At 65.5% G+C, this 23,141-nt stretch carries 19 protein-coding genes and 2 tRNA genes; 15 read left to right on the top strand and 6 right to left on the bottom strand.

Features of this window, described 5'->3' with window-relative positions:
- Positions 1 to 33: 33 nt before the first annotated feature.
- From CH290_RS13885 to CH290_RS13875, 3 genes are all read left to right on the top strand, one after another.
- Positions 34 to 1,275, top strand: coding sequence for a sensor histidine kinase (locus CH290_RS13885; protein ID WP_019664322.1), 1,242 nt, complete (start codon positions 34 to 36; stop codon positions 1,273 to 1,275).
- A 101-nt stretch (positions 1,276 to 1,376) separates the two neighbouring features.
- Positions 1,377 to 2,039 carry a response regulator gene (locus CH290_RS13880; protein WP_019664321.1) on the top strand — a complete coding sequence of 221 codons (663 nt, stop codon included), beginning with the start codon at positions 1,377 to 1,379 and terminating at the stop codon, positions 2,037 to 2,039.
- Positions 2,040 to 2,114: 75 nt separating this feature from the next.
- Positions 2,115 to 3,146 (top strand): ATP-dependent 6-phosphofructokinase, encoded by a 1,032-nt coding sequence (locus CH290_RS13875; protein ID WP_026347655.1) that lies wholly within the window; start codon positions 2,115 to 2,117, stop codon positions 3,144 to 3,146.
- A 3-nt stretch (positions 3,147 to 3,149) separates the two neighbouring features.
- Here CH290_RS13875 and CH290_RS13870 read toward each other — a convergent pair whose 3' ends face one another.
- A complete protein-coding gene (locus CH290_RS13870; protein ID WP_208601162.1) occupies positions 3,150 to 3,614 on the bottom strand; it encodes an acyl-CoA thioesterase in 465 nt (154 codons plus the stop codon).
- 94 nt (positions 3,615 to 3,708) lie between these two features.
- Here CH290_RS13870 and gatB point away from each other — a divergent pair, with 94 nt between their 5' ends.
- The gene (gene gatB, locus CH290_RS13865; protein ID WP_020110342.1) at positions 3,709 to 5,214 is read left to right on the top strand and encodes an Asp-tRNA(Asn)/Glu-tRNA(Gln) amidotransferase subunit GatB; all 1,506 of its coding nucleotides are present in this window, start codon (positions 3,709 to 3,711) and stop codon (positions 5,212 to 5,214) included.
- 55 nt (positions 5,215 to 5,269) lie between these two features.
- Here gatB and CH290_RS13860 read toward each other — a convergent pair whose 3' ends face one another.
- On the bottom strand, positions 5,270 to 6,412 hold the full coding sequence (locus tag CH290_RS13860) for a PQQ-dependent sugar dehydrogenase (RefSeq protein ID WP_033189944.1): 1,143 nt from the start codon (positions 6,410 to 6,412) through the stop codon (positions 5,270 to 5,272).
- A 78-nt stretch (positions 6,413 to 6,490) separates the two neighbouring features.
- On the opposite strand from CH290_RS13860, the gene CH290_RS13855 reads away from it, so the two are divergent.
- Positions 6,491 to 7,363, top strand: coding sequence for a DoxX family protein (locus tag CH290_RS13855; protein WP_019664316.1), 873 nt, complete (start codon positions 6,491 to 6,493; stop codon positions 7,361 to 7,363).
- A gap of 53 nt (positions 7,364 to 7,416) precedes the next feature.
- Here CH290_RS13855 and ilvD read toward each other — a convergent pair whose 3' ends face one another.
- A complete protein-coding gene (gene ilvD / locus CH290_RS13850) occupies positions 7,417 to 9,258 on the bottom strand; it encodes a dihydroxy-acid dehydratase (RefSeq protein WP_033189943.1) in 1,842 nt (613 codons plus the stop codon).
- A 55-nt stretch (positions 9,259 to 9,313) separates the two neighbouring features.
- Positions 9,314 to 9,823: a PH domain-containing protein gene (locus CH290_RS13845; protein ID WP_230621035.1), complete on the bottom strand. Its 510-nt coding sequence runs from the start codon at positions 9,821 to 9,823 to the stop codon at positions 9,314 to 9,316.
- 259 nt (positions 9,824 to 10,082) lie between these two features.
- On the opposite strand from CH290_RS13845, the gene CH290_RS13840 reads away from it, so the two are divergent.
- The 5 genes from CH290_RS13840 (at position 10,083) to CH290_RS13820 (ending at position 16,421) form a co-directional block, all read left to right on the top strand.
- The gene (locus tag CH290_RS13840) at positions 10,083 to 12,035 is read left to right on the top strand and encodes an acetolactate synthase large subunit (protein WP_019664313.1); all 1,953 of its coding nucleotides are present in this window, start codon (positions 10,083 to 10,085) and stop codon (positions 12,033 to 12,035) included.
- Entirely contained in the window at positions 12,032 to 12,535 is a 504-nt protein-coding gene (ilvN, locus tag CH290_RS13835) for an acetolactate synthase small subunit (protein ID WP_019664312.1), read from the top strand. Before CH290_RS13840 ends, ilvN begins: the two co-directional genes overlap by 4 nt.
- 60 nt (positions 12,536 to 12,595) lie before the next feature.
- Complete coding sequence (gene ilvC / locus CH290_RS13830; RefSeq protein WP_019664311.1) at positions 12,596 to 13,597, top strand: ketol-acid reductoisomerase; 1,002 nt, start codon at positions 12,596 to 12,598, stop codon at positions 13,595 to 13,597.
- A 176-nt stretch (positions 13,598 to 13,773) separates the two neighbouring features.
- Positions 13,774 to 15,369, top strand: coding sequence for a phosphoglycerate dehydrogenase (gene serA, locus CH290_RS13825; protein ID WP_033189941.1), 1,596 nt, complete (start codon positions 13,774 to 13,776; stop codon positions 15,367 to 15,369).
- 41 nt (positions 15,370 to 15,410) lie between these two features.
- Entirely contained in the window at positions 15,411 to 16,421 is a 1,011-nt protein-coding gene (locus CH290_RS13820) for a 3-isopropylmalate dehydrogenase (protein ID WP_020110337.1), read from the top strand.
- Positions 16,422 to 16,520: 99 nt separating this feature from the next.
- On the opposite strand, the gene CH290_RS13815 is transcribed toward CH290_RS13820, so the two are convergent.
- Positions 16,521 to 17,720, bottom strand: coding sequence for an MFS transporter (locus CH290_RS13815; protein ID WP_033189940.1), 1,200 nt, complete (start codon positions 17,718 to 17,720; stop codon positions 16,521 to 16,523).
- A 146-nt stretch (positions 17,721 to 17,866) separates the two neighbouring features.
- Here CH290_RS13815 and CH290_RS13810 point away from each other — a divergent pair, with 146 nt between their 5' ends.
- Genes CH290_RS13810 through CH290_RS13800 form a run of 3 tightly spaced genes read left to right on the top strand, consistent with a single transcriptional unit; the run spans position 17,867 to position 21,159 of the window.
- On the top strand, positions 17,867 to 18,640 hold the full coding sequence (locus CH290_RS13810) for a fumarylacetoacetate hydrolase family protein (RefSeq protein ID WP_026347653.1): 774 nt from the start codon (positions 17,867 to 17,869) through the stop codon (positions 18,638 to 18,640).
- Between the two features lie 34 nt (positions 18,641 to 18,674).
- Entirely contained in the window at positions 18,675 to 20,147 is a 1,473-nt protein-coding gene (gene gltX / locus CH290_RS13805) for a glutamate--tRNA ligase (protein ID WP_033190001.1), read from the top strand.
- Between the two features lie 31 nt (positions 20,148 to 20,178).
- A complete protein-coding gene (locus CH290_RS13800) occupies positions 20,179 to 21,159 on the top strand; it encodes a YihY/virulence factor BrkB family protein (protein ID WP_019664305.1) in 981 nt (326 codons plus the stop codon).
- Here the strand turns inward: CH290_RS13800 and CH290_RS13795 are convergent.
- Positions 21,126 to 22,673, bottom strand: coding sequence for a bifunctional 3'-5' exonuclease/DNA polymerase (locus CH290_RS13795; RefSeq protein ID WP_170947594.1), 1,548 nt, complete (start codon positions 22,671 to 22,673; stop codon positions 21,126 to 21,128). The genes CH290_RS13800 and CH290_RS13795 overlap by 34 nt on opposite strands.
- A gap of 206 nt (positions 22,674 to 22,879) precedes the next feature.
- Between CH290_RS13795 and CH290_RS13790 the strand changes: the two genes are divergently transcribed.
- Positions 22,880 to 22,951 (top strand) — tRNA-Gln (locus CH290_RS13790).
- Between the two features lie 103 nt (positions 22,952 to 23,054).
- Positions 23,055 to 23,127, top strand: a tRNA-Glu gene (locus CH290_RS13785).
- The last annotated feature ends 14 nt before the right edge of the window (positions 23,128 to 23,141 follow it).

Here is a 23,141-nt window from a genome sequence, read left to right as displayed (position 1 = left end):
ACTTTTCGCTCGCGAGTTCCTACTGTTCTTCTCGTGGGCATATTCAGTAGGACCGAGAAGGCGACACGATTTCGACGGCTGGTTCCGCCAGGACGCGGCGTCGACGTCACCATCCTCGCGGTGACCGCGATTCTGTACTCCATCGCGTGGCCGACGTTGCACGTCACTCACGACGTGCCGGTTCCGATCATGCCGATCGTGTCTGCTCTCGCCGTGTTTCCCTTCGTGCTCGTCCGTGCGAATCCCGCTCTCGGATGGGCTGTTTCGGCCGGCTCGGCCGTAGTGATCCCGGTTGCGTTCGATCGCTTGCCGGGGTACGACTTTCCGTGGCAGGTGACACACCTCCTCGTGCTTCTCGCGCTCGTACTTTCCGTCAGTCTTCGGTGCGCACTACCGGTCGTGGCGGTCACCTGGGTTGCGACCGTCCTGCTGTTTCTCGGATACGCACCGGGCAACGACGGAATAGGGTGGGGTGTCGGACTGACCGCGATCGTGGTGTTCGGCCTGCTGATTCGCTGGCTGGTCCTGTCGCGGCGGCAACTGGCCAAGCAGGAGGAGGTCAGCGAGCTCGAACGTGCGCGCAGAACGATTCTCGAGGAGAAGGCCAAGATCGCACGCGATCTTCACGACGTGGTTGCCCACCATATGTCGTTGGTGGTGGTGCAGGCGCAGAGCGCTCCGTACCGAGTCGACGACGTATCGCCCTCGGCGGCTGCGGAATTCGAATCGATCGGGGCAACTGCACGGGAGGCGCTGAACGAGATCCGCGGAATGCTCGGGGTTCTGCGCAGTGACGGAGTGGTGGCCGACGACGCGCCTGCGCCCGGGGCAGGAGACATCACGACGCTGCTCGAGAACACCCAGCGCGCAGGGGTTCGGCTCAGCTGGCAGATCCTCGGCGGTGCCGACGCGGTGTCGGCGACCACAGGACTCGCGCTGTATCGGATCGTGCAGGAATCGTTGTCCAATGCCTCTCGGCACGCTCCCGGTAGCGAGGTTCGAGTACGACTCCACTACGCACCGGACGTCACCTACCTCGAAGTGATCAACGATCGGGCCGTCGACTCGAACGGCGCCGGCGCGAGCGACGGAAGCAGCGGCACGGGAGGTCATGGCATCACCGGGATGCGCGATCGCGCGGTCGGAGTGTCCGGTTGGCTCGACGCCCGCCCTCGGTCCGACGGCGGATTCGAGGTCATCGCTCGGCTTCCGGGAAAAGCGGAGACGGTTCCTCTCGGGGCATCCGCGCTTCCCGTCACCGGGCCCGCCGCCTGATCGGCCCCAGCCTGATCGGCCCCATTGTGATCGTGGCCCATTCTGATCGGGCCCCAGTCTGATCCGGCCCACCGACTACGTCAGGACATAGGGTGTCATCCGTGGCCATCACCGTGTTCATCGCAGACGATCAGGCAATGGTGCGGCAGGGTTTCGGTGCCTTGCTCGCCGCTCAACCGGACATCAGCGTCGTGGGGGACGCGGACAACGGAGCCACCGCAGTCACCGAGGTGAAGCGACTGCGCCCCGACGTCGTTCTCATGGACGTCCGTATGCCGCAGATGAACGGACTCGACGCCGCACGCGCGATACTCCGCGCGTCGCTCGATCCTCCCGTCCGCATCCTGATGCTCACCACGTTCGACATCGACGACTATGTCTACGAGGCGCTGACCATCGGAGCCAGTGGGTTCATGCTCAAGGACGCACCCGCCGACGAACTGATTCGGGGAGTGCGCGTCGTCGCCTCGGGTGAGGCGTTGCTGGCGCCGTCGGTGACACGCCGGTTGATCGCCGACGTCACCACACGTCGCGGCACGGCCAAGCAGCCGCCGGCACAGCTGTCGGTACTCACCCCGCGCGAACGCGAAGTGCTCGAGCTGATCGCCAAGGGCCTGTCGAACACCGAGATCGCCGCAACTCTGTTCGTCGCCGAGCAGACCGTCAAGACCCATGTGGGCAAAGTGCTCGGCAAACTCGACCTCCGAGACCGCGCCCAGGCAGTGGTGCTGGCGTACGAGAGCGGAGTCGTCACACCCGGGTGAGTGGCGGCGCTGCGAAATGACCAGACAGTCCAGCCGGATTACGGTGTGAGTATGGAACCGACGAGAGGCGAAAAATTGCGCATCGGAGTTCTCACGGGCGGCGGTGATTGCCCCGGGCTCAATGCGGTGATCCGTGCGGTGGTTCGGACGGCGGATGCGCGGTACGGCTCCACCGTCGTCGGATTCCAGGACGGGTGGCGTGGTCTGCTGGAGAACCGCCGGATTCAGTTGCGCAACGACGATCGCAACGATCGACTGCTGACCAAGGGCGGGACGATCCTCGGTACGGCACGCACCAATCCGGAGGTGCTCCGGGCCGGTCTCGACAGGATCAAGGAAACGCTGGAGGACAACGGGATCGACGTCCTCATCCCCATCGGCGGCGAGGGAACGTTGACGGCGGCCAACTGGCTGTCCGAGGAAGGTGTGCCCGTCGTCGGGGTACCGAAGACGATCGACAACGACATCGACTGCACGGACGTGACGTTCGGATTCGACACCGCACTCACCATCGCGACCGACGCGATCGACCGGCTGCACAGCACCGCCGAGTCACATCAGCGTGTGATGTTGGTGGAAGTGATGGGCAGGCACGCGGGATGGATTGCGTTGCATGCCGGTCTGGCGTCGGGTTCGCACATGACCTTGATTCCCGAGCATCCGTTCGACGTCGAGGAAGTCTGCGATCTAGTGCGCAAGCGCTTCCAGCGCGGTGACTCGCATTTCATCTGCGTCGTCGCCGAGGGTGCGAAGCCGCGGGAAGGGTCGATGGCGTTGCGCGACGGCGGCATCGACGAGTTCGGTCACGTGAAGTTCACCGGGGTGGCGCATCAGCTCGGCCAGGAGATCGAGCGTCGCATCAACAAGGAAGTACGAACCACGGTGCTGGGGCATGTTCAGCGCGGCGGAACCCCGACTCCGTACGACCGGGTGCTGGCCACCCGATTCGGGGTCAATGCAGCCGACGCAGCGCATGCAGGTGACTTCGGTCAGATGGTGTCCCTGCGCGGCGCCGAGATCGGTTTGGTGTCGCTCGCCGAGGCGGTCAAGCAACTCAAGCGCGTACCGGAGAGCCGCTACGTCGACGCGGCGGCGTTCTTCGGCTGATCTTCAGAGACGGCCGGCTTCCTGTCGGATCTGCGACTCGCGGTGCTCGTTGTCGCGACGAAGATCGCGGCGGCGTCGGCCCGCCTCGAAGCGCTGCCGTCCGAGAGCGGTCGACGGTTCGAGCGGCGGAAGCTCGAGCGGTGTGCCCGTGTCGTCGACGGCGACCATGGTGAAGTAGCAGCTGTTCGTGTGACGGGTTTCGCCGCGCTGGATGTTCTCGGTCTCGACGCGAATGCCGACTTCCATGGATGTACGTCCGGTGTAGTTGACCGACGCGGAGAATGTCACGAGTTCGCCGACATGGATCGGTTCGCGGAACACCACGCGGTCCACCGACAGGGTGACGACGTACGCCTGCGCGTACCGACTCGCGCAGGCGTACGCCACCTGGTCCAGGAATTTCAGAATCGTCCCGCCGTGAACGTTGCCGGAGAAGTTCGCCATGTCGGGTGTCATCAGCACGGTCATGTACAGCGTCTGCTTCGAGGTGTCCGTCACCGGCCAACCGTAGCGAGCACCACTGGTTACTCGCGCGTTCTTGCCAGCGCATAAACTCGTGTGCATGACTGCTGCCTTGGTCGATCTGATCGATTACGACGACGTGCTTGCCCGTTTCGACCCAGTTCTGGGCATGGAGGTCCACGTCGAGCTGGGCACAGCCACCAAGATGTTCTGCGGCTGCCCGACGGCGTTCGGGGCCGAGCCGAACACGCAGGTGTGCCCGGTCTGCCTGTCCCTTCCCGGTGCACTGCCGGTGGTGAACTCCGCGGCCGTCGAGTCCGCCATCCGCATCGGTCTCGCACTGAACTGCTCGATCACCCCGTGGGGCCGGTTCGCGCGGAAGAACTACTTCTACCCGGACCAGCCGAAGAACTACCAGATCTCGCAGTACGACGAACCGATCGCCACCGAGGGATACCTCGACGTACTGCTCGACGACGGAAGTACGTTCCGCGTCGAGATCGAACGGGCGCACATGGAGGAGGACACGGGTAAGTCGACGCACGTCGGCGGCGCGACCGGACGGATCGAAGGCGCGAGCCACTCGCTGCTCGACTACAACCGTGCCGGTGTTCCGCTGGTGGAGATCGTGACCAAGCCCATCACCGGCACCGGTGCACGCGCCCCTGAGGTCGCCCGCGCGTACGTGACGGCGTTGCGGGATCTGCTGAAAGCGCTCGACGTGTCCGACGTTCGCATGGACCAGGGTTCGTTGCGCTGCGACGCGAACGTGTCGCTGATGGAGAAGTCGGCGTCGGAGTTCGGTACCCGCACCGAGACGAAGAACGTCAACTCGCTCAAGAGCGTCGAGGTCGCCGTGCGTTACGAGATGCGCAGGCAGGCGGCCGTTCTGCAGTCCGGCGGCGAGGTGGTGCAGGAGACACGGCACTTCCAGGAGTCCGACGGCACCACGTCGAAGGGCCGGAAGAAGGAAACTGCCGAGGATTACCGGTACTTCCCGGAGCCCGACCTCGCGCCCGTCGCTCCCGACGCGGCCTGGATCGAGGAACTCCGCGCGACGCTTCCCGAGCTCCCGTGGCTGCGCCGGGCGCGCATCCAAGCGGACTGGGGTGTCTCCGACGAGGAGATGCGCGACCTCGTGAACTCCGGCGCGCTGGATCTGGTCGCGTCGACGGTCGACGCCGGTGCGACGCCGCAGGCTGCGCGCTCGTGGTGGGTCTCCTACCTGGCTCAGAAGGCGAACGTCGCGGGCGTCGAACTGGACGCTCTGGCGATCACGCCTGCACAGGTGGCCGAGGTGGCCGGCCTCGTCGCCGACGGCAAGGTCAACAACAACGGCGCGCGTCAGATCGTCGACGGCGTCCTCGCCGGTGAAGGTGAGCCTGCTGCGGTCATGGCGGCACGCGGGCTCGTCGTCGAGAAGGACGACACCAAGTTGCAGGCTGCAGTCGACGAGGCGCTCGCTGCCAATCCCGGTGTGGCCGACAAGATTCGCGCCGGCAAAGTTCAAGCCGCGGGCGCGATCGTCGGCGCCGTCATGAAGGCCACTCGCGGTCAGGCCGACGCGGCCAGGGTCAAGGAACTGGTCCTCGCTGCGTGCAGCTGATTCAAGGACGTGATCGAACGACCCCCGCGGTGCTCGCCGCCGGGGCCGTTCGGCTCTAGTCGAATCCGCCGCCGCCCGCCGGGACCGGAATCTTGACGACGCGGTCGTCGTTGGGGCCCGGTGCATCACCGTTCTTGTTCACGGTGCCCGCCCAGATCTGGCCGTCGGGTGCGATCGCAGCGCCGTTGAGACGGCCGTAGCGGTCCTGGACGAGCAGCGACGGTGCCGCGGTGACTGCTCCCGTGTCGGGGTCGGTGACGAGGACGGCCATGGCCTTGGCGTCGGTCAGGGAGATGGCAACCGCCCCGTCCCCTGCGCCGCAGCCGGCGACGCCCGGTCGATCCGGCCACGTCCACACCGGCGACACGACCGCGCCGAGAGGATCGATGCGCTGGAGCCGATCCTCCACTGCTGTCCGGTCGGTGACCCAGATTCCGCCCGACGGATCGATGCACACGTCTCCCGCGGTTCCGATGCCACTGAGGGCGACCTGCGGGGGTGGACCGCTCTGGCCGGGGACCAGCGAGTCGACCCTCAGAAGCTTGCCTGCGAGCGACGCCGGATCGGCTGCGGATGCTGGGTTTCCGGCGTCACCGGTCAGCACCAACAGCTGACCTGGGTTGAGGAAATCCAACGCGCCGCGGTTCCCCTGTGCACCCCGGGGGATTCCGGTCAACACGTTCTTGGGTGTGTCGCCTGCCGCGATGCGCACGACTCTGTTGTCCGATGCAGTCGTGATGTACGCGTACATCAGACCGTCCTCGGCGAAGCTCGGCGACAACGCGAGATCGAGCAGGCCCCCGTCGCTGTCGGCGTCGACGTCGAGGCGCGCGATCTCGACGGGGGACTGGCCCTGGGTGACCTGCATGATCCGTCCGGTGAGGCGTTCGGCGACCAATGCGGAGGCGCCACCGGGAAGCATCACGAGCCCACCCGTCGGGTCGAGGCACGTCGCGATGACGTTCGGGTCCAGATCGATGCAGGGACCCGGCTGCGGTTGCGGACCGCTCGGTGTCGTCGAGGTGGGTGGGGCGTCCGGATCCGCGGGATCGATCTCGGCGGCGCCGAACGACGGTTCGGGGGTGAACGGGCTGGCCGTGGAATCGTCGAACCGAGCACATCCGGCCGCCAGGGCCACGGTCATCGTCAGGACGGCGACGGTAGTTGCGGTTCGGGACGACGCTCGCACCAACTTCATGTACGAAACGTTACTCGAGGCGCCGCGCCCGGGCTCAATACGGCTGAATCGGCACCGACTCGCTCTACTGTTGAAGCTGTGACCGACAAGCCTCGCGACGAAGAGCGGCCCGACACCGGCTACGAGCCCGCGTCGAGCCCATACGACCAGCCGACCGAAAAACTCCAGCCTCGGACCGAGGACGAATTGGACTTCGGGAAGAGCGGATCCGGGGCGTACCCGACCGAACAGATCCCCTCGTCGTTTCGTCCCTCACGTTTCGACGAGCCGATCGCGCCCGACAGCAGCACCGCCTACTCCGACAAGCCCACCGAATTCCTGCCGACCACCCCTGCCGCGGCGGGGTACGGCACCGGCTCGTCGGATCGGTTCGCGGCGGATCAGAACGCGCCGGAACCGGTCGTGCGCACCGAGACGGTCGAAATTCCGGCCCGGCGCGGTACGACGGATCTCGGCTTGCTTCTCCTGCGTCTCGTAGTCGGCGGAATCTTCCTCGTGCACGGCCTGCAGAAACTGACCGGTGTGTGGAACGGACCCGGTCTCGACGGGTTCCGCTCACTGCTCGAAGACACCGGTTACGACCGCGCGGACATCCTGGCCATCGCCGGGGCCGTCGGTGAAACCGCGGGTGGCGCTTTGCTGATCCTCGGTCTGGCGACACCGTTCGCCGGCGCCGCGGTGCTGAGCGTCATCATCAACGCGTGGCTGTTCAAGCAGGCCGCCGAGCCGGGGCTGCAGTTCTTCGCGCCGACAGGAGTCGAGTACGAGACGGTACTGGGAGTCGCCGCTGCGGCGATCATCCTCACCGGGCCGGGAAAGATCGCCTTCGACGGACGGCGAGGGTGGGCGACGCGTCCACGTTTCGGATCCTTCGTCGCGCTGATCCTGGGTATCGCCGCCGGGGTCTGCCTGTGGATCTTCCTCAACGGAGCCAACCCGATCGCGACCTGATCCCGTTGTGAGTGGAAATGTAGGTCAGGACTTACATTTCCACTCACGTGAGGTCAGGGGACGTACCGAACCGCGCCCTTGTCCGCGGAGGTCGCCAGTGCCGCGTAGGCACGCAGTGCCGTGGTGACCGTGCGCTGACGATCCACCGGCTGCCACGGCCGCTCCGACGCCTCCATCTTGGCCCGACGGGTCTCCAGGGTGGCGTCGTCGACGAGGATCTCGAGGGTGCGGGAGGCGACGTCGATACGCACCTGGTCACCGTTCTCGACCAGTCCGATGACTCCGCCCGCGGCCGCCTCGGGGGAGATGTGGCCGATGGACAGCCCGGACGTGCCACCGGAGAAGCGTCCGTCGGTGACGAGAGCACAGAGCTTGCCGAGTCCGGCTCCCTTGAGGAACGCCGTCGGGTGCAGCATTTCCTGCATGCCCGGTCCGCCCTTGGGGCCCTCGTATCGGACGACGAGGACGTCACCGGGCTGGATCTTCTTCTGCAGGATCGCCGACACCGCTTCTTCCTGAGACTCGACGACCAGTGCCGGGCCCTGGAACGAGAACAGTTCCTCGTCGATGCCCGCGGTCTTCAGGATCGCCCCGTCGAGTGCGATGTTTCCGCGCAGGACGACCAGACCACCTTCGACGGTGTACGCGTGTTCCTTGTCGCGGATGCAGCCGCCGACGGCATCGGTGTCGAGCGAGGACCACCTGTTCTCGGTGGAGAACGGCTCGGTGGTCCGAACGCCGCCCGGCGCCGCGTGGAACAGCTCCAACGCCTCGTCCGACGCCGTGCCGGAGCGAATGTCCCACGTGTCCAGCCACTCGTCGAAGCTCTTCGTGTGCACGGTGGAGACGTCGGTCTCGAGCAGGTTCGCGCGGCGGAGTTCGCCCAGCAGCGCGGGGATTCCGCCTGCCCGATGCACGTCTTCCATGTGGTAATCGGAGTTGGGGGACACCTTGGACAGGCACGGAACCTTGCGGCTGATGGCGTCGATGGTGTCGAGATCGAAGTCGACCTCGCCCTCCTGCGCCGCGGCGAGGGTGTGCAGCACCGTGTTGGTGGACCCGCCCATCGCGACATCGAGTGCCATGGCGTTGCGGAACGCCGCAGGGGTTGCGATGTTGCGCGGCAGAACGGACTCGTCACCGTCGCGGTAGTACTTGGTCGCGGCCTCGACGATGGTGGTGCCTGCGCGCTCGAACAGCGCGTACCGGGCTTTGTGCGTGGCGAGCGTGGATCCGTTGCCGGGCAGTGCCAGTCCGAGGGCCTCGGTGAGGCAGTTCATCGAGTTGGCGGTGAACATGCCCGAGCACGAACCGCACGTCGGGCACGCACTGCGCTCGACCTCGTCCAGGCCTTCCTCGGACACGGCGTCGTTCGCACTGGCCGAGATCGCGGTGATGAGGTCCGTCGGTGCCTGCGCGACGCCGCCGACGACGACGGCTTTGCCTGCTTCCATCGGCCCACCCGAGACGAACACGGCCGGAATGTTCAGTCGCATCGCGGCATTGAGCATTCCCGGCGTGATCTTGTCGCAGTTGGAGATGCACACGAGAGCATCGGCGGTGTGTGCGTTGGCCATGTATTCGACCGAGTCGGCGATGATCTCGCGGCTCGGAAGCGAATAGAGCATGCCGCCGTGCCCCATGGCGATACCGTCGTCGACGGCGATGGTGTGGAACTCGCGCGGTACGCCGCCCGCGGCACGTACGGCGTCGGCGACGATCTCACCGACGTTCTTCAGGTGCACGTGCCCGGGCACGAACTGCGTGTAGGAGTTGGCAATTGCCACGATCGGTTTGCCGAAATCCGAATCCGTCATTCCGGTGGCGCGCCAGAGCGAGCGTGCGCCCGCGGCGTTGCGTCCGACAGTGGTAACTCGTGACCGTAGCGGCGGCATGGCTTCTCTTCCTCGATCAATAGCGGTTTCTCGCCCGATCGAGGTTACTCCCGGCTCAGGAAGTCGAGGCGCCTGGCTCGGCTTCTCGGTCCGCGTCCGCTGTTTGTTCCTTTTCTGCCGTCCTGTCGGCTTCGGCTGCGGCCGCATAGGGATCGGTGATTCGCCCGCCGCTCGCCGCCGCGAGAACCGGAAGTCGGTCGAAGCGAACCAACGGCAGCGACTTCTCGGACTTATCGGTCAGGACCACGCGCGCCCATCGCCGGTTCGGGAAGTGAATGCCGCGCACGTTTTCCCACGCGACGAACTCGGAGCCGAACAATCTACGTATCGCGAGACCGTCGAAGCTGACGACGGTACGAACGCGGAACACCCACACGGCAGCGATGATCGGGATCAGCACGAGCCATCCGAACGCTGCGGGCCAACTGGCGGCGGGGAAGGCCACGCCGATGAACAGCATGCCGACTCCTACCAGCGACAGGCGCGAGATACGGATGACCTGCGGCGCGGGAACGGGCGTATGGGATGATGTATCCGGTGGTTCGGACTGCTGCGAAGACGACACCCCTTCATCTTCGCATTGCACCTACGCGATCTCACATAATGGGATTGCGTCGTGACGAGTTTGACTCTTCCCTATGCGCGCGCCTACCGTCGAGCGCGTGAAGCGGAATTGGATACTCGTAATCGGCCGGCGCGTCAACGCCTGAGCCGGTTCTCGACCAACTCGCATCGACGCGCCACCCTCGTACAGCCTCGGCTGACGGGGGTTTTTTCTTGCCCAGAGATCGCCCAGCTACATCTTTCATCCTGAGGAAGCACTAGTGAGCGCACCAACCGCACGCCCAGGGCCCTCGACTCGTAAGTCGGGAGCAAACGCCAGCTCGTCGGCACCGGACATCAACGGCGCCGTCGACGGATCGCGTCGCCACGTCGCACCCGAGAAGGTGACCGGCGCACAGTCCGTCGTCCGAGCACTCGAGGAACTCGACGTCGACACGGTATTCGGCATTCCGGGTGGAGCCGTTCTTCCGGTGTACGACCCACTCTTCGACTCCAAGAAGGTTCGCCACGTCCTCGTTCGTCACGAACAGGGCGCCGGGCACGCAGCCACCGGGTACGCGCAGGCCACTGGCCGCGTCGGCGTCTGCATGGCGACCTCCGGCCCAGGAGCGACGAACCTCGTCACACCGCTCGCCGACGCCCAGATGGATTCCGTTCCCGTTGTCGCCATCACCGGCCAGGTCGCGAGAAGTCTCATCGGCACCGACGGGTTCCAGGAAGCCGACATCTCCGGCATCACGATGCCCGTGACCAAGCACAACTTCCTGATCACCGACGGCGTCGACATCCCACGCATCATGGCCGAGGCGTTCTACATCGCGTCCTCCGGTCGTCCGGGTGCGGTCCTCGTCGACATCCCCAAGGACATCCTGCAGGCACAGACCACGTTCTCGTGGCCACCGGAGATGCGGTTGCCCGGATACCGTCCGGTCACCAAGCCGCACGGCAAGCAGGTTCGTGAGGCAGCTCGGTACATCGCCGACTCCAAGCAACCCGTCCTGTACGTCGGTGGCGGTGTCATCAAGGCCAACGCGTCGGCAGAACTGCTCGAACTCGCGGAATTGACCGGCATCCCCGTCGTCACCACGTTGATGGCGCGCGGAGCGTTCCCCGACACCCACAAGCTCAATCTGGGTATGCCGGGCATGCACGGCACCGTCGCCGCTGTGGCCGGCCTGCAGCGCAGCGATCTGTTGATCACGCTCGGCGCCCGGTTCGACGACCGCGTCACCGGACAGCTCTCGTCGTTCGCGCCGAACGCGAAGGTGATCCACGCGGACATCGATCCTGCCGAGATCGGCAAGAATCGTTATGCGGATGTGCCGATCGTCGGTGACTGCAAAGAGGTCATCGTCGAGTTGATCGAGGCGCTTCGTGCCGATCGCGCCACGGGCACCACCGTCGACCTCGGCGACTGGTGGGCGTACCTCGACGGAATCCGCAAGACGTACCCGCTGAGCTACGACCGCCCCAGCGACGGAAGCATGTCGCCGGAGTTCGTCATCTCCTCGGTCGGCAAGTTCGCCGGACCCGACGCGATCTACTGCGCAGGCGTCGGCCAGCACCAGATGTGGGCCGCGCAGTTCATCAACTACGAGAAGCCGCGCACGTGGCTCAACTCGGGTGGACTCGGCACCATGGGCTACGCCGTTCCGGCGGCGATGGGCGCCAAGATGGGCCTTCCCGACGCCGAGGTGTGGGCGATCGACGGCGACGGCTGCTTCCAGATGACCAACCAGGAACTCGCCACCTGCGCGGTCGAGGGAATCCCGATCAAGGTCGCACTCATCAACAACGGCAACCTCGGCATGGTCCGTCAGTGGCAGACGTTGTTCTACGAGGAGCGGTACTCCAACACCAATCTGGGAACCCACGGCGCCCAGCGCATCCCCGATTTCGTCAAGCTGGCCGAGGCCCTGGGCTGCGTCGGAATTCGCTGCGAGCGTGAGGAAGACGTCGACGCGGTCATCGCACAGGCTCGCGCGATCAACGACCGTCCCGTCGTCATCGACTTCATCGTCGGCGCCGACGCGCAGGTCTGGCCCATGGTCGCCGCAGGCACCGGTAACGACGAGATCATGGCCGCCCGCGGAATCCGACCTCTGTTCGACGAGGACGAGGCCTCGGTGGCCGAACCCGCCGTCATCCACGAGGCAATGGCACGCGAGCAGGCACACGGCAACGCCCTGCACGAGAAAGGCACCGACAAGTGAGTACCAGCCACACCCTCAGCGTCCTCGTCGAGGACAAGCCAGGTGTTCTGGCACGCGTCGCCGCACTCTTCTCGCGTCGCGGATTCAACATCTCCTCACTTGCGGTCGGCGGCACGGAGATCGCGGGGATCTCCCGAATGACGATCGTCGTCACCGTCGACGAGTTCCCGCTCGAGCAGGTGACGAAGCAGCTGAACAAGTTGATCAACGTCATCAAGATCGTCGAGCAGGACGACGACTCGTCGGTTGCCCGCGAATTGGTGCTCATCAAGGTGCGCGCCGACTCGACCGTACGCAGCGAGGTCATCGAGACCGTGAACCTCTTCCGCGCCAAGGTGATCGACGTGTCACCCGAGGCTGTCACGGTCGAGGCCACGGGTACGCGCTCCAAGCTGGATGCGCTGCTGAAGATGTTGGACCCCTATGGAATTCGAGAAATAGTTCAGTCGGGAGTCGTTGCCGTCGGACGTGGACCGAAATCGATCACTGCGTCGCGTTAGCGACCACATGTGATGAACATGCTCAAACAAGAGGAAAGGTATTAACCAGTGGCAGTCGAGATGTTCTACGACGACGATGCTGATCTGTCGATCATCCAGGGCCGCAAGGTCGCCGTCATCGGATACGGAAGCCAGGGCCACGCGCACTCGCTGAGCCTGCGCGACTCGGGCGTCGACGTCCGCATCGGCCTGAAAGAGGGATCGAAGTCCCGCGCCAAGGCAGAGGAGCAGGGCCTGAAGGTCGGCACCCCCGCCGAGGTCTCCGCGTGGGCCGACGTGATCATGGTGCTGGCACCGGACACCGCGCAGGCGTCGATCTTCAAGGAAGAGATCGAGCCGAACCTGAAGGACGGCGACGCGCTGTTCTTCGGTCACGGCCTGAACATTCACTTCGATCTGATCACGGCTCCCGAGTTCGTCACGGTCGGCATGGTCGCTCCCAAGGGGCCGGGCCACCTCGTGCGTCGTCAGTTCGTCGACGGCAAGGGTGTTCCCGCGCTCATCGCGATCGATCAGGACCCGAAGGGTGAGGGTCAGGCGCTGGCACTGTCGTGGGCCAAGGGCATCGGTGGCACTCGCGCCGGCGTCATCAAGACCACGTTCAAGGAAGAGACCGAAACCGACCTGTTCGGTGAGCAGGCTGTGCTGTGCGGCGGTACCGAAGAGCTGATCAAGACGGGCTTCGAGGTCATGGTCGAGGCCGGCTATGCGCCGGAGATGGCGTACTTCGAGGTGCTGCACGAGCTGAAGTTGATCGTGGACCTGATCTACGAAGGCGGCATCGCACGCATGAACTACTCGGTGTCGGACACCGCGGAGTTCGGTGGCTACCTGTCCGGGCCTCGTGTCATCGACGCCGACACCAAGAAGCGGATGCAGGCCATCCTCGCCGATATTCAGTCCGGTGAGTTCACCCGTCGTCTCGTCGCCAACGTCGAGAACGGCAACACCGAGCTCGAAGGCCTGCGCAAGGCCAACTCCGAGCACCCCATCGAGGTCACCGGCAAGAAGCTGCGCGACCTGATGAGCTGGGTCGACCGCCCGATCACCGAGACGGCCTGATCCGACGTCGAATCCGATGTAACCCGAGTGAAGGGCATCCGTGAGGGTGCCCTTCACTCGTTCGACGAGGGTGAACCCCACTCGGTTCCCCTCGGCCTCTAAACTTGTCCCGCACCGCACACGCAAGACCCGATCGACCGCTACCGTCACCTCGACCTATCTAGGGAGTTCTTCACGTGAGCCAGCCAGGCCGTCCTGTCGTTCTGATCGCCGACAAACTTGCGCAGTCCACTGTCGAGGCACTCGGCGACGGCGTCGAGGTTCGCTGGGTCGACGGCCCGGACCGCCCGGCACTGCTCGCCGCGGTCCCCGAGGCCGACGCGATTCTCGTCCGCTCCGCGACCACGGTCGACGCGGAAGTGCTCGCAGCCGGCACCAACCTGAAGATCGTTGCTCGCGCAGGCGTCGGCCTGGACAACGTGGACGTACCCGCAGCCACCGAGCGCGGAGTACTCGTCGTCAACGCACCGACGTCCAACATCCACACCGCCGCCGAGCACGCCGTCACACTGCTGCTGTCCGCCGCCCGCCAGATTCCCGCGGCCGACGCCACCCTCCGTCAGCACGAGTGGAAGCGCAGCAAGTTCAACGGCGTCGAGATCTTCGGCAAGACCGTCGGTGTCGTCGGACTCGGCCGTATCGGTCAGCTCTTCGCGCAGCGTCTCGCCGCGTTCGAGACCCACATCATCGCCTACGATCCCTACGTTTCCGCTGCTCGTGCCGCGCAGCTCGGCATCGAGCTCGTCAGCCTCGACGAACTGCTGACCCGCGTCGACATGTTCTCCGTGCACCTGCCGAAGACCCCCGAGACCAAGGGAATCATCGGCAAGGAGGCTCTCGCGAAGACCAAGCCCGGGGTCATCGTCGTCAATGCAGCACGCGGCGGACTCGTCGACGAGCAGGCCTTGGCCGACGCCATCACCAGCGGCCACGTCTTCGCCGCAGGCATCGACGTCTACGCCTCCGAACCGTGCACGGACAGCCCGCTGTTCGAACTCCCGCAGGTCGTGGTGACCCCGCACCTCGGAGCCTCGACCACCGAGGCTCAGGACCGTGCCGGCACCGACGTCGCCAAATCCGTGCTGCTCGCTCTCGCAGGGGAATTCGTCCCCGACGCCGTCAACGTCAAGGGCGGCGCCGTCGGCGAAGAGGTCTCGCCGTGGCTCGAGATCGTCCGCAAGCAGGGCGTGCTGCTCGGCGCCCTGTCCGACGAACTTCCCGCGTCGCTGTCGGTCGACGTGCGCGGAGAACTCGCTGCCGAGGACGTCGAGATCCTGAAGCTCTCGGCGCTGCGTGGACTGTTCTCCGCCGTGATCGAGGACTCGGTCACCTTCGTCAACGCTCCCTCGCTCGCCGAGGAGCGCGGCGTCACCGCGGAGGTCACCAAGGCCCCCGAGAGCGAGAACCACCGCAGCGTCGTCGACGTCCGCGCCGTCTACGGCGACGGATCCGTCCTCAACGTCGCAGGAACGCTCACCGGCACCACACAGGTCGAGAAGATCGTCAACATCAACGGACGCAACTTCGACCTTCGCGCCGAGGGCAAGAACCTCATCGTCAACTACACCGACCAGCCCGGCAGCCTGGGCCGTATCGGCACGTTGCTCGGCGACGCAGGAATCGACATCCAGGCGGCAGCACTGAGCCAGGACTCCGAGGGTGACGGCGCGACCATCCTGCTCCGCGTCGACAAGGACGTACCGTCCGAGCTCAGCTCGAGCATCGCATCGGCCGTGGGTGCGTCGACCATCGAACTCGTGGATCTTTCCTGACCGTCTCTCACCCCTGATCGCTCGACAAGAACGAGGAGTACATGAAGCTCGCCGTCATCGCCGGAGATGGAATCGGCCCCGAGGTCGTCGACCAAGCACTGCAGGTGCTCGACGTCGTCGTCCCCGGAGTCGAGAAGACCGAGTACGACCTCGGTGCACGCCGCTACAACGCGACCGGCGAGCTTCTTCCGGACTCCGTGCTGGACGAGATCCGAGGCCACGACGCAATCCTGTTGGGTGCCATCGGAGATCCGTCGGTCCCCAGCGGCGTGCTCGAGCGCGGACTGTTGCTTCGTGCACGGTTCGAGCTCGATCACCACATCAACCTGCGTCCGGCAAAGTTGTACCCCGGCGTGACCGGGCCGCTCGCGGGCAACAAGGACATCGACGTCGTCGTCGTCCGTGAAGGCACCGAGGGTCCCTACACCGGAAACGGCGGGGCGCTCCGGGTGAACACCCCGCACGAGGTGGCCACCGAGGTCAGCGTCAACACCCGCTACGGCGTCGAACGCGTCGTCCGTGACGGATTCGCGCGGGCCGTGGCACGCAGGAAGCACCTCACGCTGCTGCACAAGACCAACGTGCTGACGTTCGCCGGCAGCCTCTGGGCACGTACGGTCGAGGAAGTCTCCACGGAATTCCCGGACGTCGAGGTCGCCTACCAGCACATCGACGCTGCGATGATCCACCTGGTCACCGACCCGGGCCGGTTCGACGTCATCGTCACCGACAACCTCTTCGGTGACATCGTCACGGACCTCTCCGCTGCAGTCAGCGGCGGCATCGGCCTGGCCGCCAGCGGAAACATCGACGCGACGCGAACCAACCCGTCGATGTTCGAACCGGTCCACGGCAGCGCGCCCGACATCGCAGGACAGGGCAAAGCCGACCCGACCGCAGCCATCCTGTCGGTATCCCTGCTGCTGGCACACCTCGGCGACACCGCAAATGCAGAGCGCGTCGAAGCCGCCGTCGCCGCCGACCTCGCCTCCCGAGGTTCGGCCGCAGCAAGCACCGCCGACATCGGAGCCAGAATCGCAGCAGCGCTGTAGCGGCTGTACCCCCTGTCTTCGGAGCGAAAGTGCCGTTCGGTCAGTCTGACTGACCGAACGGCACTTTCGCTCCGAAAATGGGGGACGGCACGTTCGGTTCTAGGTGTCCGGCGATTGCTGGTCGTCGGGGATGACCGGAACGGCGAGGGCGGGGAATACCGAGGACACGGCGAACGCCAGGGGGAAGCTGATGGCCGCGAGTGCGCCGAATGCGGGCGGAACCATGGACGCGGCGATGAATTGTCCGGTGTTCTGAGCGCCGAGAGCGCGTCCGCTCCAGTACGGGCCGGAGACTTCGGCGACTGCCGTGAACGCCAGGCCGTTCGGCGCGACGGTGACGACCGACGCGACCACCATCACCGCGATGGACACCGGGGAGTCGAACCAATCGGTGACCGCCAGGACCACCATGGTCACCGTCGTGGACACGGCGACCCACCGGAGCGGTCGCATGCGGCTACCGAGCGTGTCCGACAGTGCGCCGACGCCGATGCGTCCGAAGGCGCCGAGAATCTGCGTCAGGGTGACGAGGATGCCCGCGGATGCGGCGGACCACCCTCGGTCCGACATCAACCACACCAGAGCGTAGGTCCACACGACGTACTGAGGGACGACGAGTAGAACCGACGTCGAGTGGATGCGCCACAGTTGGCTGCTGGTGCGGTACGGGTTGGCCAGCAGACCGGCTCGTTCCGCGGCTGCGCGGTCGGGCCGCGGTGGGTCGATGATGCCTAAGCAGGCGATTGCCGTGACGGCGCAGATGATCGCGGGTACGAGGAGAGCAGCACCGACGCCGTGATCGCGTGCGATCGGTGGGATGAGCAGTGCACCGATGGCGACGCCCAGTGGAACGGACATCTGCCGGATTCCCATGGCCAGTCCGCGTCGTGCCGGCGGGAACCAACCGACGACGACGCGCCCCGAGGCGCTGTTGGCGCTCGCGGCAGCCATTCCACCCAGGAGCAGGCACAGACCGAGAACGACGACCGACGTCGTGAACACGGCGGCGAAGCCGGCCGCGGCGGTGAGTGCAAGGCCGATGGCGAGCACCAGCTTTTCGCCGATCCTGTCCACGAGAACACCCCAGGCGATGAGTGTCAGCATGATTCCGACCGTCGGCATGGCCACGACGAGTCCGGCTGCGGCGAGGCTCAACCCGCGATCTTCGTGGAGCGACGGGATGAGAAATGCTGCGCCGTTGATGAATACAGCACCGGAGGTCTGAGCGAGCATTCCAAGTGCGAGCATGACCCATTTGCGGGCACCGGCGGTGTGTGTCGTGTCTTCGGTAGTCGTCATTCGCGTAGCCGTCTCACTGTGGTGAATCCCATCATGTGGAATTGTTGTCTTGCATCGTGAACTCGAAAGACGATGCTACACCTGCTGTCCGGTCGGGATCGGACGGGCGTGCCGAGGGCTCGAAGGTGGGTCGATAGACTTTCGACATGCGTCTCGGTCGAATTGCAAGTCCTGATGGTGTGGCATTCGTGAGTATCGAAGGGGAAGGTGACCAGCAGACGGCGAAGGAAATCGCCGAACATCCTTTCGGCACACCGACCTTCACCGGTCGTTCGTGGCCCCTGGCCGATGTTCGTCTCCTGGCGCCGATTCTGGCGAGCAAGGTCATCGCCATCGGCAAGAACTACGCTGCCCACGCAGCCGAGATGGGTGGCCAGGCTCCGGAGTCTCCGGTCATCTTCATCAAGCCCAACACCTCCATCGTCGGGCCCGGCGCGCCGATCGTCCTGCCTCCGACATCCGACGAGGTGCACTACGAGGGCGAGCTCGCGGTGGTCATCGGTCGGCCGTGCAAGGACGTGCCGGCGGCGAAGGCTCTCGATGTGGTGCTCGGATACACCGTCGCGAACGACGTGTCGGCGCGCGATCACCAGCGCCAGGACGGTCAGTGGACGAGGGCCAAGGGCCACGACACGTTCTGCCCGCTCGGCCCGTGGATCGAGACGTCGCTCGACGCGTCGGACGTGGAGATCAAGACCGAGGTCGACGGCGAGGTGAAGCAGCGCAGCCGGACGTCGCTGCTGCTGCACGACATTCCGAAGATCATCGAATGGGTCTCGGCAGTCATGACGTTGTTGCCGGGTGACGTGATCCTCACCGGCACTCCGGAGGGCGTCGGGCCGATCACGGCCGGCCAGTCCGTGTCGATCACGGTCGAGGGCATCGGAACTCTGACCAACCCCGTCGCAGCGAAGAACTAGAGAACCACACCACCGATCGAACGTGAGCGAGAACATGACCTCCACCGAAGTACGCGTCCGATTCTGCCCGTCGCCGACGGGCACGCCCCACGTCGGCCTGATTCGAACCGCGCTGTTCAACTGGGCGTACGCACGTCATCACGGTGGGAAGTTCGTCTTCCGGATCGAGGACACCGACGCGGCCCGCGATTCCGAGGAGTCCTACGCGGCAATCCTCGACGCACTGCGCTGGCTCGGTCTGAGCTGGGACGAGGGCCCCGAGGTGGGCGGTCCGTACGAGCCGTACCGTCAGTCGCAGCGCAGGGATCTGCATCTCGGCGTCGTGCAACAGTTGCTCGACGCCGGCGAGGCGTACGAGAGCTTCTCCACGCCCGAGGAAGTCGAGGCGCGGCACAAGGCGGCGGGCCGGGATCCGAAGCTGGGGTACGACAACTTCGACCGAGACCTCACCGCGGAGCAGAAGCAGGCTTTTCTCGACGAGGGGCGTAAACCTGTTGTGCGGCTTCGGATGCCGAGTCACGACCTGTCCTGGGTGGACCTCGTGCGCGGGGAAACCACCTTCAAGGCCGGTACCGTGCCTGACTTCGCGCTCACGCGCGGAAACGGAATCCCTTTGTACACCTTGGTCAATCCGGTCGACGACGCGTCGATGAAGATCACCCACGTGTTGCGCGGCGAGGATCTGCTGTCCTCGACGCCGCGTCAGCTGGCGTTGTACGAGGCGTTGGTCCGCATCGGGGTAGCGGAGAAGGCCCCCGAGTTCGGTCACCTACCGTTCGTGATGGGGCAGGGCAACAAGAAACTGTCCAAGCGCGATCCCGAGTCGAACCTGTTCATTCATCGCGACCGCGGATTCCTGCCCGAGGGCCTGCTCAACTACCTCGCCCTGCTCGGTTGGGGCATCTCCGACGACCACGACGTGTTCTCGCTGGACGAGATGGTGGCCGCGTTCGACATCTCGAAGGTCAATTCCAACCCGGCCCGATTCGACCAGAAGAAGGCCGACGCGATCAACGCCGAGCACATTCGGCTGTTGGAGCCTGCCGATTTCGCGGCGCGGCTCCGCGCCTTCCTCACCGAGCAGGGGCACCTGCCCGCCGAGATCGACGAGGCGCAGTTCGCCGTCGCGGCGGACCTCGTGCAGACCCGAATCGTCGTGTTGTCGGATGCGTGGGGATTGCTGAAGTTCCTCTACGTTGCCGACGCCGATTTCGACATCGACCCCGCGGCTGCCGCGAAGAACCTCGGCGCCGACGCCGGTCCGGTGCTCGATGCGACGATCGCAGCGTTGACGGCCCTGCCGGAATGGCGGACGGCCGACCTCGAGGAGTCGCTGAAATCTGCCCTCATCGACGGTCTGGAGCTGAAACCGCGCAAGGCGTTCGCTCCGGTGCGCGTCGCGCTGACCGGCTCGCACATCAGCCCTCCGCTGTACGAGTCGATGGAACTGCTCGGGCGCGAGAAAACTCTGGCCAGGCTCGCTGCAGCGCGGGCAACGGTCGGTTGACCGACATGTTCCGGTGAGCGTCACCGCGCGGATGGACCGGATGCAACGCAGACATCCGGTCCTGGGTTTCCCGCTTGCCGTGATCTACAAGTTCGTCGACGATCAGGGCGGCTACCTCGCTGCGTTGATCGCGTACTACGCGTTCGTGTCGCTGTTTCCGCTGTTGCTGCTCGCGTCGACGATTCTGGGAATCGTGCTGGCGGGCAATCCGGAGTTGCAGCAGCAGATCCTCGACTCCGCTCTCAGCCAGATTCCGATCATCGGACAGGACGTCGGTGAACCAGAACGGATCGGTGGCGGAACACTCGGCTTGGTGGTGGGTGTGCTCGGCTCGCTCTACGGCGGACTGGGGGTGGCCGTCGCGGTTCAGAACGCCATGAACACGGCCTGGGCCGTGCCGAAGAACCTTCGTCCCGATCCGATCTTCGCTCGAGTGCGTGGTCTGGCGCTACTGAGTACCGTCGGCGTTGCCGTACTGGCGATCACGGCAGTCAACGTCGCCAGTTCGGCAGGATACTTCGGCCGAATCAGCGGCGTCGTCGTGCTCGGGGCCGTGCTGGTGCTCAATGTCGGGGTGTTCGTCGTCGCATTCCGTCTGGCCACGGCGCGCTCGTTGTCACTGACCGACGTGCTGCCCGGTGCGATCGTCGCCGGGGTGATCTGGCAGCTGCTGCAGACGTTCGGCGGCGTCTACATCAAGTACGTCGTGTCGCGGGCGTCGGTCACCAACGGTGTGTTTGCAGTTGTCCTGGGTGTGCTCGCGTTCATGTACATCGCGGCGGTTCTCGTCGTCATCGCCGTCGAGATCAACGTGGTCAGAGTCGACAAGCTCTACCCCCGTGCACTTCTCACACCGTTCACCGACGACGTCCAGCTGACCGAGGGGGACAGGTTGACCTACACCGGGCAGGCAGAGGCGCAGCGAAGCAAGGGGTTCGAGGAGATCGAGGTGACGTTCGACGGCCCCCGGGGCAACGATCACGCGGGTGACGAGAAGTCCGGCTCCGCGTAGCATTCCCGGGCGGCGAGATCGAGAGGGAATCGAACCTGCGTGTCTCCGAACAGAAGTCTGGTTGCCGTGTCCGAGGCCGCCACGACGTGATCCGTCGCGCGCTCGGGGTGCCGTGTGTGCACGACCACCTCGTCGTGTTGGAAGAACACCAATTCGCCCGACCCTGGGTCGTCCGCCAACCGACGGCGCAGATCGGCCAGCAGACACAGGGCCCACTCCGACGCGGTGGCCTGCACGACGAAATTGCGCGTGAATCGTCCTCGCGCGTGTGCGTCACCGTGGGCGTACCACTCCGGGGTCGGGGGAGGGCACGCGCGTCCGAGGTGCGAGTGCACGATTTCCCCGCGCTCACCCGCCCGGGCGGCGCGTTCCACGTACTCCACCGCGACGGGGAACCGCCTGCGCAGCATGGCGAGCAGCGACCGGGCTTCGCCGGCTGTCGCCCCGTACAGGACTCCGAGAACGGCTACCTTGGCCTTGGCGCGATCCCCGGCGAAAGCCGCAGCGGCGACCGGCGCGTACAGATCGTCCGCTCCCGCTGCGTCGATCATGTTCGGGTCTCCGGACAGCGCCGCGAGAATCCGGGGCTCCAATTGCCCGGCGTCGGCGATGACGAGTACGTGTCCAGGGTCGGCAACGACGCTACCGCGCAGCGGCTTGGGAATCTGGAGCGCTCCGCCGCCCCGGCTCGCCCAGCGCCCGGACACGACGCCACCCGGTACGTAGACCGGACGAAACCGGTTGTCGCGCACCCAGGTGTCCGCCCACGACCATCCGTTGGTGCTGAACAGTTTGGCCAGGTCTCGATGTCGCAGCAGGAGAGCAACCGCGGGATGGTCGACGGTCCGGAGCACATGGGCGCGCGTCGAGGTCACCTCGACACCTGCTCGCGCGAACGCGGCGAGGACCTCGGGCGGCGAGTTCGGGTTCACGCGTCGGCCGAACGCGTCGCTGATCTCGTCCTCCAGTGCGAGCATCTCGGCAGGTCTGTCGCCGTCGGCCGGCCGTGGACCGAGTGCTTGGCGGAGGTGGGCCTCGTGCATCGAGCTCGAGAACGGCAGTCCGGTGTAGGACATCTCGGCCGCGGCGAGTGCGCCCGCGGATTCGGCGGCCGTCAGCAGGCGTAGCCGACGTGAGTCTCCGATTCGAGATTCGTGGTCTCGATACCAGGCGACGACGGAATCGACGGTGGGATAACGGTATGCGTCGAACAGGGTCGACTCGTCGTCCGATACTGCGGCCTGGGGAACGTAGAGCTCGCCCTGCCGCATTCGAAACAGCGCCTCGGTGAGAGACAGATCGTGACACCGGTCGACGCGAACCCCTGCCCGCAGCAGCGTGGGATAGGTGCGGGCCGTACTCTCCCAGACCCATCGCGGATGTCGGTCGGTCTCGAGCCGAGCGATGGTGTCGACTGCGTCGACGAGTTCGGTGGGAGGTCCCGCCGGTGTCCCGTCGTCGGCGAGTTCGACGAGCACGGTCGAATTGCCCGTCGGGGCGACGACGACCCTCACCGGCTGTGGTTCGTTGTTCTCATCGAGTGAAAGTCTGCGCCAGCCGCCGGTCGGCGGCTCCATCGGGGTTGTCCGACGGGTTCACCCGGTGCTTGCGGACCGTTTGACCTGGCGATTTGGAGAAACACCGGTGTCCTTTGATAGTCTCTATCCCGGCTCGAAACGCGGTGCACACAGCAGCTGATGTGGATCACGGTGAAGGTCATTGGGGTATGGTGTAATTGGCAACACAGCGGTTTCTGGTACCGCCATTCTAGGTTCGAGTCCTGGTACCCCAGCAAGCGTTCGGAAGCGATTTGGTCGCCGAGCGCCTTCCGGTTAAGCTTGTCGAGCTTCTTCGGAAGAGCAAGAATATTTACCAGAAGTACAGTGCAAGTTCCTGGCCCCGTCGTCTAGCGGCCTAGGACGCCGCCCTCTCAAGGCGGTAGCGCGGGTTCGAATCCCGTCGGGGCTACGTAGAAAATGGGC

Source organism: Rhodococcus sp. 06-156-4, assembly GCF_002259345.1.
GTDB lineage: Bacteria > Actinomycetota > Actinomycetes > Mycobacteriales > Mycobacteriaceae > Rhodococcoides > Rhodococcoides fascians_E.
This window is presented reverse-complemented; position numbering and strand designations above follow the sequence as displayed.

What these genes read in the sequence shown, in the direction of transcription:
- CH290_RS13810 (WP_026347653.1), top strand. Translation starts at nt 17,867, where the DNA reads ATGCGTCTCGGTCGAATTGCAAGTCCTGATGGTGTGGCATTCGTGAGT.
- CH290_RS13820 (WP_020110337.1), top strand. Translation starts at nt 15,411, where the DNA reads ATGAAGCTCGCCGTCATCGCCGGAGATGGAATCGGCCCCGAGGTCGTC.
- ilvC (WP_019664311.1), top strand. Translation starts at nt 12,596, where the DNA reads ATGTTCTACGACGACGATGCTGATCTGTCGATCATCCAGGGCCGCAAG.
- CH290_RS13800 (WP_019664305.1), top strand. Translation starts at nt 20,179, where the DNA reads ATGGACCGGATGCAACGCAGACATCCGGTCCTGGGTTTCCCGCTTGCC.
- CH290_RS13860 (WP_033189944.1), bottom strand. Translation starts at nt 6,412, where the DNA reads ATGAAGTTGGTGCGAGCGTCGTCCCGAACCGCAACTACCGTCGCCGTC.
- ilvD (WP_033189943.1), bottom strand. Translation starts at nt 9,258, where the DNA reads ATGCCGCCGCTACGGTCACGAGTTACCACTGTCGGACGCAACGCCGCG.
- gltX (WP_033190001.1), top strand. Translation starts at nt 18,675, where the DNA reads ATGACCTCCACCGAAGTACGCGTCCGATTCTGCCCGTCGCCGACGGGC.
- gatB (WP_020110342.1), top strand. Translation starts at nt 3,709, where the DNA reads ATGACTGCTGCCTTGGTCGATCTGATCGATTACGACGACGTGCTTGCC.
- CH290_RS13815 (WP_033189940.1), bottom strand. Translation starts at nt 17,720, where the DNA reads ATGACGACTACCGAAGACACGACACACACCGCCGGTGCCCGCAAATGG.
- CH290_RS13870 (WP_208601162.1), bottom strand. Translation starts at nt 3,614, where the DNA reads ATGACCGTGCTGATGACACCCGACATGGCGAACTTCTCCGGCAACGTT.